Here is a 12,999-nt window from a genome sequence, read left to right as displayed (position 1 = left end):
CGTCGGAGTCTGAGAGACTGACGTCGTGTGGTTTTCAAGCAAACGCTCCTCGATAAGGCAGACGTCGGATGCCACGGGCACACCGTTCGGAATTGGCGTGCCTGTGCACGTGGTCGACGGTGCCACGGGCGACAGCTTCGCAGACGAACCGACGGGGCTCATCGTTGGAAGCGGCGCCGTACTCCCGCACAGCGGCGTGACCAACCAGAGTGTGCAGGCGCGCGTCTGGACTGTGCAGTTCGACGAGCCGCAGCATCTCCGTGACGGGCGAGGTCCGTTCTCACGCGCCGAGGTCTCAGAGGAGTTCCTCGTTGCAGCGCCGCCTCTCGGCGACGAAACGGGAGACTCGGCAGTGCAGAGCCCAGCAGACGAGCCCGGTCAGGCGCGCGGAACGACGACGCCGTTCTCGTAGGCGAAGACGACTGCTTGAATCCGGTCGCGAAGAGCAAGTTTCTGCAGAATCTTTGAGACATGCGACTTCACCGTCGCGTCGCCGACATAGAGACTTCGAGCGATCTCGGAGTTGGACAACCCTTGCGCGACGAGCTGCAGAACCTCTGCCTCTCGTTCTGTGAGCTGCCCGAGTTCAGCAGCAGCACTCGGGCGTGACGCAGCGGGCGCACTGGCAGATGAGAATCGCTGGATGACGCGACGCGTCACCTCGGGCGACAGCAGTGCGTCGCCCGAGGCGATGGTGTGCACAGCCTCGACGAGCTTTTCCGGGCTTGAGTTCTTGAGCAGGAAGCCGCTCGCTCCTGCCTCGAGTGCGGCGAAGAGGTAGTCCTCTCGATCAAATGTTGTGAGCATAATGACGGCAGCGTCGGTTGATGCTGTCACCTGGCGCGTCGCTTCGAGTCCATCGAGCACGGGCATCTGTACGTCCATGCAGATGAGGTCGGGCGCCAGCTCGCTCGCGAGATCAACGGCGACCTGTCCATTCTCGGCTTCGCCGACGACCTCGATGTCCGGCTGAGCATCGAGGATGATGCGAAAGCCGGCACGCACCATCTCGTGATCGTCGGCGAGAAGTACTCGAGTGCTCATGCTGTTGCTCCGGTGGGTAGGACTGCCTCGGTGATGGGAATGCGTGCGCGTACGAGATAGCCGCCACGCGAGCGGGGGCCGATCTCGATGTCACCGCCGACGGCGGCGACACGCTCGCGCATTCCCAGGTGACCGAGTCCACCCGGTCGAGGCTTGACGGGAACAAGACCGGTGTTGGCGATTTCAAGTTCGACGGCGAAATCGAGATAGCGCAGACGAATGTCGGCCGTTGCCTCGCGCCCCGCGTATTTGCGAACGTTGGTGAGGGCTTCCTGAGCAATGCGAAAGAGCGTGAGCGACACGGTTCCCGCGAGCGGGCGCGCGGATCCGTGCACTTCGAAGTGCGTGGGCAGTCCTGCTTCCGATGACTCTCTGACCAAGTCGCTCAATTGGGAGGTGCTGATCGTGCTCACGCTGGCCGACGCCTCCTCGTCGTCGCCTTGGCGAAGGGTGCCCACAAGATGATGCAGCTCGTCGATTGCGGTGCGTGCGTTCTGCTCGATGTTTGCGAGCGATGACCGCGCAGCATCCGGATTTGCGTCCATCACCGTGCGCGCAGCGCCAGCCTGCACTCCCATCACCGATACGTGATGCGCGACGACATCGTGGAGCTCACGGGCAATGCGAACCCGCTCAAGTGCAACAGCTTGGGATGCTGAGCGCTCGCGCTCCTGCTCGAGCTGCATCGTGCGGTACTCGAGTTCTGCGCGTTGCCGGGCAGACCGGAACGCATGAGTTCCGAAATAGGCGGCACCACCGAAATACAGCAGATTTGTGATGACCTGAATGCCGAAGTATGCGAGCATCGCGGTCTGCGTGCCAAATCCGTTGTAATCGCCGCGAATGCTCGGATCGGTCACCGCGGTCACCATGGCGATCGCGAGCCAGATGAGCATCGCGCCAATGATTGCGCCGAGCGTGAATCGAACGATGCGTCGGTCGCTCACCCATGCCCCGACCGTGTACATCGAGACGAACAGGACAATCTGGCTGAAGAGCAGCTCGCTGGCCCCCAGCTCCATGCCCGCGATGTACGCTGCGGCGACGACGAGTGCGGTGACGCTGGGCCAGCGGCGCCGAAACACGAGTGCTCCGCACATGACGGCGGCCCAGACGATCGTGATCCACATCTCGGAGTGCTCGCCCATCGCGCCCGCCAGCCGGTACAGCACAGCGCTCGGCATCATGCACGCGAAGAGCACGAGCGCGCCGAGAGCATCGCGCCGACGGCTTGCCACAGTGGCTGGCGGGCGCTGCCACGTCTGCTCTATCGGGTCGAGAGTGTCGCTCATGCGTCAACGGTAGCGAGAATGTGCGCACAGAGCATCCGCCACGGGGCGGATTCTCACAACAGGCCGCGCGTCAATCTGCGCCGGTGATCCCTGACGTCGACTCGATGACGTCGCCCATCTTCTTGCCGAGCGCCTCGTAGAACATCGACAGGGGGAACTCGTCGTCGAGAACGGCATCCGTCATTCCACGAGGGAGCCCCGAGAGCGTCTCGTCATCGAGCCCACGTGCCCAAGCCGAGGCCGGATGAGGCTCGAGCACGGAGCAAACGAGGTCATAGGCGGCGAGCCAGTGTGATTTCTTCGGACGATCGATCGAGCGCCAGTACAGCTCGTTGATGGCGTCTCCGAGAGCGACAACGACGTCGGGCACGTCGTCCCAATCGATCGTGAGCTTTGTGTCTGTCCAGTGCAGCACGTCGTGTTGGTGCAACCAGGCAAAAAGCAGCTGCCCGCCTAGTCCGTCGTAGTTGCGGCTGCGTGTGCCGGTGAGGGCGAACCGGAAGATGCGGTCGAAGATGACGGCGTACTGCACAAGCTTTGCATGGCGCAGCACCGCGCTCTCAGCGTCTGTGAGAGGGTCACCGTTGCTCTGCTCCCGTATTGTGAGTTGCCGCTCGAGGCGCACGGATTCGCGGAACGCCGTCATATCGCACCGCATCTCTTCAAGCGAGTACATGAAGTAGGGGGAGCGCTGCTTGATCATGAACGGGTCGAACGGCAGGTCTCCGCGCATGTGTGTGCGGTCGTGGATGAGATCCCACATGACGAAGGTTTCTTCGGCGAGCTGCTGGCTCTCGAGAAGCTCGCGGGCGTCGTCTGGCAGGTCGAGTTTTGTGATATCGGATGCTGACGTCACAACGCGGCGAAAGCGCGCGGCTTCGCGATCCTGGAAGATGGCTCCCCATGTGAATGGGGGAATCTCACGCATAGCGACGGTTTCGGGGAAGAGTACCGCCGCGTTGGTGTCGTAGCCGGACGTGAAGTCGATGAAGCGAATCGGGACGAACAGCTTGTTCGAGAACTCGCCTGCTTCGAGCTCAGCGATGAACTCGGGCCAGAGCACCTCGACGAGCACTGCTTCGACGTGGCGGTTGCGCGAACCGTTTTGCGTGTACATGGGAAAGACGACGAGGTGCGTCAAGCCGTCGACGCGGTGCTGCTCTGGGCGGAAGGCGACGAGCGCGTCATAGAAGTCAGGAATGCCGAAGCCGCCATCGACCCACCGGGTGAAATCGGCGCGCACCGCGGCGAGGTACTCCTCATCCCAGGGGAAGAGCGGAGAAAGTTCGTTCACGCCATCGATCAGATCAGCGACGTGGCTGCGCGCCGTCTCGTGAGCATCCGTGTCTTCGATCGACCCGTCTTTGGACTGCAGAGCCTGAAGAGCGGTGGCCGCAGACTTCAGCTTGAGCCAGGCCGGGTTCGTCGTGATGCCGCCGTCGCGTGAGACGGGGCGTGCGGCAGTGTCGACAGCGGCATGTTCCATAGGAGCCTCCTCGCTCGTTCGATGTTCGCGCTTCGCTTTCGAGCCTATGCGGGAATGCATCGTGAAAAGTGGACGAGCTGCGGATAATCATGCGTATCACGAGCTGTCACGCAATTCTCTAGCGTTAGACCCGTGGTGCACGAGCGTAATGAGCGTTGACCGAAGTGCTGAGGGACCGTGCACATGCGTTCAGGCTTCAGTGCTCGAGCGGTGGAGCCGCGAAGTCTGTATTACCGTAGCTAAGTTGACAATGATCGACGGAGGCGTGCCATGCGCATCGATGTGAACGAGGTAACGAAAGGCAAGAACGCCGAGGTTCTACCGCCCACCACTGTGACGGTGCAATCCGAGCACGTGACGTTCGTGCGCGCCGACACCGAACAGCGGCCGACCGTGCTCGGCTTGATCGTCGCGGGCCGCATGAAACCGTCGAGCGGTGACGTGACAGTTGACGGTGAGCGCTCTCCGAAGCGTCTGCGTCGTACCATTGCGCTCATCGACGCACCCGACATCAGTGACCCTGCGCCGAACGTACCCGTGTGGCGTGTTGTCAGCGAGGAACTCATGTTCGCGGGCCGACCCGCGCACCCCATCGCTGTGCGCGACGCTCTCGATGAACTTCACCTCACGGCAGAGCGGCGACTCGATATGGCGCAGCTTGAACCGACGGCCCGGGTGAGGATGCTGCTTGAGCTGGCGTCCCGCCGACCGGGCGTCGAGGCACTTGTCCTCGTGTCGCCCGACCGCCACGGCGGTGACCCCGTCGAGTGGTGGCGGGTGTGCCGCACTTTTGCCGCGCGGGGCTACGGCGTTCTTGTGATCGCCGGCTATTCTTCGGCGACGGCCATCAACGGGCTGTCGGGGCCCGACGTTTCTGAGACCGTCGCAGCCGACGCCGTGCCTCTGTTTCAGACGGGAGAACTTTCATGAAGGTCTTTGCAATGCTGCGCGCGGAGTTCGCGCGGCTCACGGCTACGACGATGGCGAAGGTCGCCCTGCTTGCTCTGATGGTCGTCCCGTTGCTGTACGGCGGCCTGTACCTCTGGGCGAATCAAGATCCATACGACAACCTCGACCAGGTTCCCGTCGCCCTCGTTGTCGACGACGAAGGAACGACGTCCGACGGCGACTACACCAACTACGGCGACGACGTGGCAGAGTCTCTGCTCGAGGATGGCACGTTCTCATGGAGCCGCGTCAGCAGAAGCTCTGCCGAGCACGGTGTGGCATCGGGCGACTTCGACTTCTCTGTGACGATTCCTGCTGCATTCTCAGAATCGCTCGTCTCGCCTCAGACCGACGACCCCCGTCAGGCCGAGGTCGTGCTGACGACAAACGATGCGAACAGCTATCTTGCGTCGACGATCGGCGAATCTGCGATCACGACGATCAAAGAGCAGATCGTATCGATGGTGAATGAGCAGGCGGCGAGCAGGATGCTGGATGCGATCGCCGAAATTCGGGTCAACCTCGTGAGCGCTGCGGATGGTGCAGACAAGCTGGCCGACGGTGCCGAGACAGCGTATAACGGCTCGAGCGACCTTGCGGATGGGCTCGCGAAACTCACGACGGGGGCCACATCGCTGTCTGATGGGCTCGATGAACTGAAGAGTAAGACGCAGTCTCTCCCGGGGCAGACAGAAACGCTGGCCAATGGCGCCGCTCAGGTGGCGGCAGGAAACCAGAAGATCGCCGATACCGCCGACTCTGTCGCTGCAGCATCCGAGAGCTTCAACAGTGCATTGCCAGGCGTGCGCACAGACATCAGCGAATGGCTCACCGAGCAGGGGTACGACGACGGGCAGATTGCCGAGGTGCTCGCCAAACTCGACCCGCTGCGCAGTAAAGCTGATGCCGTGAATTCCACGGTGCAGGGCACGGTATCGTCAATCGACGACCTGTCGAATGGAGCATGGCAGGTATCGAATGGAGCCCGTGCGCTGGCCGATGCGATGCCAGCACTGACCGCGGGCATCAGTGACGCGGCGGCAGGTGCCAGCCAGCTCGAAGAGGGTGCGAGCACGGCGTCGGCAGGTGCCGTTTCGCTGCGCGACGGGCTCAGCTCACTTCTGGGCGGTATCACCGAGCTGCGAGACGGACTGCACGAGGGCGTGAACAGCATCCCGAATTCGTCTGAAGAGCTGCGAGACAGCCAAGCGGCGACGATTGCCGACCCGGTGGATGTCTCGACGTCTGCAGTGACGAAGGCCGGAACCTACGGTGCCGGACTTGCTCCGTTCTTCGTGGCGCTCGCGGCCTGGATCGGAATTTACGCACTGTTTCTCATCATCAAGCCCGTGTCGAAGCGCGCAATCACGGCAATACGCGCGCCGATTCGCACGGCGCTCGCCGGCTGGATGATGCCCGCCGGTCTTGGCGCAATTCAGATGATCGCTCTGTACTTCATCGTTTCGGGGGCCCTCGGTTTCACCGTCCATCAACCCTGGGGCGCTTTCGGCATCATGGCGCTATCATCGATGACGTTTGCCGCAATCATCCTCGCTCTCAACGTGTGGTTCGGCAGCGTCGGGCAGTTTCTGGGACTCGTGCTGATGGTGGTGCAGCTCGTCACTGCTGGAGGGACGTTCCCCTGGCAGACTTTGCCCGAGCCCTTGCGAGCGCTGCACTTCGCCTTCCCCATGCCGTACACGGTCGACGCACTACGGCAGTTCATGTATGGGGGCAGTTATGCAGCGGCAGGCCAGGACGCCATTGTGCTGGGGCTGTGGCTTGTCGGGGCGCTGGCGCTGACTGCCGTCGGGGTGGCGAGAATGACCCGCTTCCGCACGATGAGAGATCTTCAGCCGAGCCTCATTGGTTGACGTGCTGTTCTGTGACGCACCGAGTGCGCGGCGGTTCGACACATTGCCAAACCGACGCGCACTCGTCAGAGAGGTATGAACCTCATACGCCGGCGGGCACCGACTCGAGTCGCTCCTGCGCGAGCCGTTCTGCTGCATCGAGGGTTGTGATGCTCTCGCTCTGAGCCTGCGCGAAGATGGCGCGTAACGTGTCACCGATGTGCTCGACGCGATCCTCGATCGCCTGTCTGTCTGCGCCGGGCTTCGACGCCATGTCAATATAGATGACGCCCCCGGCATTGACAACGAAGTCGGGAGCCCAGAGGATGCCGCGTTCGGCGAGTTGCTCTGCGCCATCGTGCTGTTCGAGCTGGTTGTTTGCGGCACCAACGACGGCGCGGCAACGTAGCGACGCGATGACATCGGGCGTCAGCGCCCCGCCAACGCCGCACGGAATGAACAGGTCGGTCTCGAACTGATGCTCATCGCCCGGTTCGATCCAACTGGCGCCGATCTCGTCAGCAAGCGCCTTGCGCGCGGGATTGACATCGGTGACGATCAGCCGTGCGCCCTCCGAAGCGAGGCGGCGCGCCAAGCGGCCACCGACCTGCCCGAGCCCCGAGATGACGGCTCGTCTGTCAGCGACGATGGGGCTGCCGAACACAGAATCGAGTGTCGCCGTGACCGCGGAGTAGACGCCTGCCGCGGTAGCGTCGCTCGGTTCTCCGACGCCGCCGCGATCCGCGGGAAGACCCTCGACGAATGCCGTGCGTTCAGACACCGTCGCCATGTCTTCCGCTGACGTCCCGACGTCTTCTGCTGTGAAATACACGCCGCCCAGAGATTCGACGGCGTCTCCCAGGTCGAGCATGGCGTCGCGTTTGCGCTCGGCGTCGAGAACAGTGCCCTCGGGAATGTATACGACAGACTTGCCACCTCCTCTGGAGAGCCCGGCAGCGGCATTTTTGTAGGTCATTCCCTCAGAGAGGCGCAACGCGTCGGACACGGCATCGCGCCAGCTGCGGTATGTCCATACGCGGGCTCCGCCGAGCGCGGGTCCGAGCGTCGTCGAGTGAACGGCGACGACGACCGTGAGTCCGGAGCGAACTCCGCGTGTGACGAGCACGTGCTCGTGCTCGAGCTCCGGTGTGGTGAATGCGTCTGAACTGTGTCGATCAGAGGCGCGCGTGTGAGAAATGGGTGACAGCATTGTCTATCTCCTCGTGGGCGATTGCTTCGAGGCCTCGTGTGGAGGCCTGCACGCGAACAGGGTTGGCGCCGCGTGCACCTCCAGTGTCACTCAGGATGCGCCGAAAGGCCACTTGACTCTCGCCAAAACGCCAGTGTCACGCGAGGCGCCGCTGAACCCACCGTTCGAAGATGCCGATGAGCGCGTCTGTGGCCTTGCCGAGAATGGCGAGAAGAATGATGATGAGGAAGATCCTGTCGACGCGTCCGTTGTTCTGCGAGTCGATGAGCCGAAACCCCAACCCCATCGACGACGCTATGAGCTCGGCTGCAACGAGAAACAGCCAGGCCTGCGCGAGTGCGAGTCGCAGGCCAGACACCACAGAGGGAATGATCGCAGGCAGCTGCACTGTGGCGAACAGGCGCAGTCCGGTGTGACCGAAGGCCCGTGCCGCCTCGACAAGCTGCTTGTCAACGTGGCGCAGGGCGCTCGCGACTGTGGTGTAGACGGGAAAGAAGGCGCCGATGGCGATGAGCGTGATCTTCGAGTCTTCCCCGATCTTGAGCCAGATCAGCAGAAGCGGGATCCACGCGAGAGACGGCACCGCGCGGATAGCACCGAGTGTTGGAGCGAGAAACAGATCCCCTTTGCGTGACAGCCCGACGACCGCGCCGAAGATCAGCCCGAGTGTCGCACCTCCGAGAAAGCCGATCACCACGCGCTGTGCCGAGATCGCGATGTCCTGGGCAAGCCATCCGCGCTGCGCCATATCGAAGAGCGCGAGCACCACCATCTCTGGGCTGGGCAATTGAGAGACCGGGAGCAGCTTGAGCGCCGAGACGACCCACCACACAGCGATCACAACGCCCGGGATCGTGAATCCCGCAACGATAGCGAACCATCGGCGTGACATAAGCGGAGCCCTCTCCGGCACGTCGCTCGGCGGCTCGGACGGCCGGACTTTGGATGAGGGCAGGCTGACCCGCTGCTCAGGAATCGTCATTCAGCACCAACGGCGCTGGGGTCCGCCTTCTCGGCGAACGACGGATCGAGCAAGGACTCCAGCGCGTCATCCACCAGATCTTGCGAGCTGACGTCTCCGATCTCAACCAGCATCGGGCCGATAGCGGTGAGCACGTCGAGCTGCTTCTGACCGGGAACGGCGCTCACATCGAGGTTTGATCGTTCCGTGATGACTTTCGTCGCGACGTCGAGCTCGAGCCCAGCGACATCGGCGAGGATCTGCGCAGTTTCATCCGGGTTGTCGGCAGCCCAGGCGCGTGCATGCTCGTAGGCGTCGACGACAGTCTGCGCGACCTCGGGCTGCTCGCTCAGAAATGATTCGGTGGCGTTGAGAAACCCGTACGTGTTGAAGTCGAGATTGCGATAGATGAGCGAGGCTCCCGCTTGCTCGGCACCTGCCATGATCGGGTCGAGGCCAGCCCACGCATCGACGGAGCCGTTCTGCAACGCTCCCCACCCGTCAGCATGCTGAAGGTTCTCGATGGTGACGTCGTCTGGTGTGAGGCCATTGGCTTCAAGTGACTGGAGTAGGAAGAAATAGGGGTCCGTGCCCTTCGTCGCTGCGATCTTCTTTCCCTTGAGCTGTGAGGCATCGGTGATGTCGGAATCGGGAGCCACGACGAGAGCGGACCACTCAGGCTGGGAGTAAAGGGCGATGGTCTTGATAGGGGATCCGTTTGCCCGTGCAAGAAGAGCCGCTGAACCTGCCGTCGAGCCGATGTCGACTGATTCTGTGCGCAGCGCCTGATTCGCCTTATTTGAGCCTGCCGACTGCAGCCAATTCACGCTCACCCCGTCGTCATCTAGGGCATCCTCGAGCCACCCCTTCTCCTTGATGATGAGCGAGAGCGGGTTATAGGTGGCGAAGTCGATATTGAGTGTTGTCTCGGCCTTCTCGTGGGCGGCACCTTCGCCGGCGACACAGCCGGTGAGAAAAAGAGAGGATGCTGCGAGTGCAGCGACCGTTGCGGTAAAGCGATGGAGACGGAACATGATTTTCCTTGTTGTCTGCGATGAGTGAGAAGTGGGCGCGGCGATTTCGGTCAGCGGTGCGTGACACCGAGTCCCGACAGCATTCGATCCCGAAGCTTGGCGAGATCAGCGGATGCTCTGTCTCGAGGGCGTGAATCGTCAATGGCGAAGATCTGTTGGATTCCGGCGCCCGAGTGGTCGGGGGACGGGCCGAGAAGAACGACTCGGTCGGCAAGCTGAACCGCCTCGTCAACGTCGTGCGTCACCAGAATCACAGTCGTCGGCTCGGCGGCGTGCACGTTGAGCAGCAGGTCCTGCATCTGGATGCGTGTCAGGGCGTCGAGCGCGCCGAAGGGCTCGTCAAGGAGGAGGACGCCCGGGTTTCTGGCAAGGGCGCGGGCGAGCGATGTGCGCTGGGCCATGCCGCCTGAGATCTCACGCGGTTTGTGATCGGCGAATTCGCTGAGCCCGACGAGTTCGATCAGACGCTGAACACGTGCCTCGCCCTGCGAACGAGTCGTGTGCGGAGGAAGTCCGAGCGCGACGTTTCGAGTGATGGTCCGCCAAGGAAGAAGGCGTGCTTCCTGAAAACCGACAGCAGTGCGGGCATCGAAGTCGTCGACGGGCGTCCCATCGACAGTGACAGAGCCGGCGGTGGGGGAGCCAAGACCGCCGGCAAGTCGGAGAAGGGTCGACTTGCCGCATCCGCTCGCGCCAATGATGGCGACGATCTCACCGGCGTTCACCGTGAGATCGATGTTGCTCAGTACTGCTCGATGCCGGTTGGGCTGTGCTCGGTCTGGAAAAGAACGGGCGACGGAGGAAAATTTGACATCAAGCGCCCGAGATTCCCCACCCGTATGGGCGAGGCGTTCGGATGCCATCAGTGTCATGTGTCATGCTCCTCGCGCGTCGGTGGAGACACAGACTAATGTTCAGCTGAGCGTGACGCACGGACGGCATGACACATGCCGTAATAAAGCCGGTTAGAGAGCGTGTTTTGACAGCCACGGCTCGAGAACCGTGAGGAACGCGCCTGGGCGCTCAACAGTCGGCAGGTGCGCGGTGTCGTCAATGCGCACCGAGTCGGCCTCGGGTATCTGCTCAGCGAGGTATTCGAACTGCATGAGCGCCGGAGTGATGTCATATTCACCGACGACGATGAGTGCCGGAACTTCGATGTCGACGACGCGATCGAAGGCCGGTGGCTCAAGGGCGCGGGGCACGGGGTTCTCATCGACCTTCGAGATGTTGAATCGATTGAGCGTTCGCGCTGTTTCGAGAAAATCAGGGTCGATGTCGCCGGGATCCCGGAGCGGACCGACCGCCCACAGTCGCACTTCGGCGTCCATGCTGGCTGGCCAGTCCCGTGCCGCCCACGTCGCATCGATGGTGTCGAAGATCTCGTCTTCGGCATCGGTGAGCTCGACCTCGGGAAAGCCGCTTGGCCCTGATCCGATGGTCACGATCCCTGCCACGCGGTCACTGTGCTCGACAGCAAGGTCAAGGGCGATCTGGCCACCGCGTGACGACCCGATGACCGTCACGCGTTCGATGCCCAGTTCATCGAGAAGACGCAGAGCGTCATCGCAATTGGAGAACTCGACGTCGTCGGAGTCGGTCTCTCCGAAGCCACGGGTATCGAAGCGAACGACGAAATGGTGTTCTGCCAGTGCCGAAACGAGAGGATCCCACATGCGCAGGGTCGCGATGCCCGCGTGAATGAGAAGAAGAGCGGGATTGTCGCTCTGCCCCTCTGCTTCGTAATACAGCCGGCCCCCCGGCACTTCCATGTGCGGCATGTTTCCGAGCCTACGCCAGCGGAGCGTCGCCCGAAAGGCCGGGGGCTTTCCGCTCCACTAGTCTCGAGGAGTGACAGGAGTGCTGACAGGGTTTGCCATCATTGGCGTCGTGATCGCCGTAGGCTTCGTCGCCGGGCGGCTTCAGATCGGTGGCGCAACTGCGGGCCGCAGCATTCAGCACCTTGCTTTCTTCATCGCCAGCCCCGCGCTGCTATTCGATGTGCTTGCGCACGCCGACGTGACGTTGATCTTCTCGTCGTTCATCTCGGTAGCCCTCATCGCTGCCGTCTGTGCTGGCGGTCTCTTCATTGTCGTGAACCTGCTGATTTGGCGGCGCTCGGTGAGCGAAGCGACGATCGGGGCGCTCGCGTCTGGCTACGTCAACGCGAACAACATCGGGCTTCCCGTCGCCGTGTATGTGCTCGGCGATGCTCAGTTTGTCGCGCCCATCATGCTGATTCAGCTCATAGTTTTTGCGCCGGTTGCTCTCGCCGTGCTTGACATCACGGGGCCGGGAAAAGTCTCGCTGACGTCGATAGTGACCCAGCCCGTGCGCAACCCCATCATCATCGCGTCGGCAGCGGGCGTTGTGGTGGCGGCGACAGGAATTCAGCTTCCGGATGCTGTGTACGCACCGTTTGAACTGATCGGCGGCGCTGCAGTGCCGCTCATGCTTCTCGCATTCGGCATGTCACTAAGCGGTCAGCGCCCTCTGCGCGCGGGCACCGGACGGACACGGGTTATCGTGGCGTCGTTGTTGAAGACCGCTGTCATGCCGCTCATCGCCTATACGGTTGCGCGGTTCGTCTTCGGCCTCGACGGTGATCATTTATTCGCCGCGACGGTGCTCGCCGCGCTGCCGTCTGCGCAGAACGTGTTCAACTACGCAACGCGATTTGAAACGGGCGAGGTGTTCGCCCGCGACGCGGTTCTGCTCTCGACGGTTCTCGCCGTGCCCTCACTCATCGTGATTGCGGCGCTGCTCGCATAGTCACTCACCGGGCAATGTCACCAGGTGAAGTCGGGAATGGCGCCGATCATCATCGCGATTCCGCCAGCCCAAACCGCAAACGCGACGGCGATGGTGCCGATCGCGATGAACAGCGCCCGCTTGGCACGGATCATGAAGACGATCGCCCAGATCGTACCGGCGACCAGAACAGCACAGGGAAGAATCATGGCGATGAGCCAGCCGGCCATGAACAGCGGAGCGCTGCACTCGCCCGAGCAGGCACTGACCATCATCACTCCGAACAGCGCGATGAGAAACGCGACGACGAGCACGACGGCTCCGAGGCACAGAATGGTGACCGAGATGCCGATGTCCCAGCCTCGTGATGAACCCGTCAGCCGTTTCGGCTTCGCGGTCAGTTCTGCAGTCATTGTGTGC

13 protein-coding genes are annotated in these 12,999 nt (G+C 62.4%); 4 read left to right on the top strand and 9 right to left on the bottom strand.

Going from position 1 to position 12,999, the window contains the following annotated elements; all coding sequences use genetic code 11:
• Window positions 1-25 precede the first annotated feature (25 nt).
• Entirely contained in the window at window positions 26-412 is a 387-nt protein-coding gene (locus HCR76_RS13175) for a hypothetical protein (RefSeq protein WP_198248058.1), read from the top strand.
• Here the strand turns inward: HCR76_RS13175 and HCR76_RS13170 are convergent.
• The 3 genes from HCR76_RS13170 to HCR76_RS13160 form a co-directional block, all read right to left on the bottom strand.
• Window positions 379-1,044: a response regulator gene (locus HCR76_RS13170; RefSeq protein ID WP_166991293.1), complete on the bottom strand. Its 666-nt coding sequence runs from the start codon at window positions 1,042-1,044 to the stop codon at window positions 379-381. The genes HCR76_RS13175 and HCR76_RS13170 overlap by 34 nt on opposite strands.
• Window positions 1,041-2,336, bottom strand: a complete 1,296-nt coding sequence (locus tag HCR76_RS13165) for a sensor histidine kinase (protein WP_166991290.1) — start codon at window positions 2,334-2,336, stop codon at window positions 1,041-1,043. The genes HCR76_RS13170 and HCR76_RS13165 overlap by 4 nt, the downstream gene beginning before the upstream one ends.
• Before the next feature lie 70 nt (window positions 2,337-2,406).
• Window positions 2,407-3,822, bottom strand: a complete 1,416-nt coding sequence (locus HCR76_RS13160; RefSeq protein WP_166991288.1) for a DUF6421 family protein — start codon at window positions 3,820-3,822, stop codon at window positions 2,407-2,409.
• A gap of 270 nt (window positions 3,823-4,092) precedes the next feature.
• Between HCR76_RS13160 and HCR76_RS13155 the strand changes: the two genes are divergently transcribed.
• Both HCR76_RS13155 and HCR76_RS13150 read left to right on the top strand, forming a co-directional pair.
• Window positions 4,093-4,752, top strand: a complete 660-nt coding sequence (locus tag HCR76_RS13155) for a hypothetical protein (RefSeq protein ID WP_198248057.1) — start codon at window positions 4,093-4,095, stop codon at window positions 4,750-4,752.
• A complete protein-coding gene (locus tag HCR76_RS13150; RefSeq protein WP_166991285.1) occupies window positions 4,749-6,644 on the top strand; it encodes a YhgE/Pip domain-containing protein in 1,896 nt (631 codons plus the stop codon). The genes HCR76_RS13155 and HCR76_RS13150 overlap by 4 nt, the downstream gene beginning before the upstream one ends.
• Window positions 6,645-6,726: 82 nt before the next feature.
• Here the strand turns inward: HCR76_RS13150 and HCR76_RS13145 are convergent, their stop codons facing one another.
• From HCR76_RS13145 to HCR76_RS13125, 5 genes are all read right to left on the bottom strand, one after another.
• Window positions 6,727-7,833 carry a Glu/Leu/Phe/Val dehydrogenase family protein gene (locus HCR76_RS13145; RefSeq protein WP_166991284.1) on the bottom strand — a complete coding sequence of 369 codons (1,107 nt, stop codon included), beginning with the start codon at window positions 7,831-7,833 and terminating at the stop codon, window positions 6,727-6,729.
• A 136-nt stretch (window positions 7,834-7,969) separates the two neighbouring features.
• Window positions 7,970-8,725, bottom strand: a complete 756-nt coding sequence (locus HCR76_RS13140) for an ABC transporter permease (protein WP_244971396.1) — start codon at window positions 8,723-8,725, stop codon at window positions 7,970-7,972.
• An 86-nt stretch (window positions 8,726-8,811) separates the two neighbouring features.
• Window positions 8,812-9,828 carry an aliphatic sulfonate ABC transporter substrate-binding protein gene (locus HCR76_RS13135; RefSeq protein WP_166991278.1) on the bottom strand — a complete coding sequence of 339 codons (1,017 nt, stop codon included), beginning with the start codon at window positions 9,826-9,828 and terminating at the stop codon, window positions 8,812-8,814.
• Between the two features lie 50 nt (window positions 9,829-9,878).
• Complete coding sequence (locus HCR76_RS13130; protein ID WP_166991276.1) at window positions 9,879-10,700, bottom strand: ABC transporter ATP-binding protein; 822 nt, start codon at window positions 10,698-10,700, stop codon at window positions 9,879-9,881.
• A 93-nt stretch (window positions 10,701-10,793) separates the two neighbouring features.
• Window positions 10,794-11,609, bottom strand: coding sequence for an alpha/beta fold hydrolase (locus HCR76_RS13125; RefSeq protein WP_166991273.1), 816 nt, complete (start codon window positions 11,607-11,609; stop codon window positions 10,794-10,796).
• Window positions 11,610-11,679: 70 nt separating this feature from the next.
• On the opposite strand from HCR76_RS13125, the gene HCR76_RS13120 reads away from it, so the two are divergent.
• Window positions 11,680-12,600: an AEC family transporter gene (locus tag HCR76_RS13120; RefSeq protein ID WP_166991270.1), complete on the top strand. Its 921-nt coding sequence runs from the start codon at window positions 11,680-11,682 to the stop codon at window positions 12,598-12,600.
• Window positions 12,601-12,617: 17 nt separating this feature from the next.
• Here HCR76_RS13120 and HCR76_RS13115 read toward each other — a convergent pair whose 3' ends face one another.
• Entirely contained in the window at window positions 12,618-12,992 is a 375-nt protein-coding gene (locus tag HCR76_RS13115; RefSeq protein ID WP_166991267.1) for a hypothetical protein, read from the bottom strand.
• Between the last annotated feature and the right edge of the window lie 7 nt (window positions 12,993-12,999).

Origin of the sequence: Paramicrobacterium chengjingii, assembly GCF_011751765.2 — a bacterium.
Lineage (GTDB): Bacteria > Actinomycetota > Actinomycetes > Actinomycetales > Microbacteriaceae > Paramicrobacterium > Paramicrobacterium chengjingii.
The sequence above is the reverse complement of the archived record's forward strand: the minus strand, read 5'-3'. Positions and strand labels throughout refer to the sequence as shown.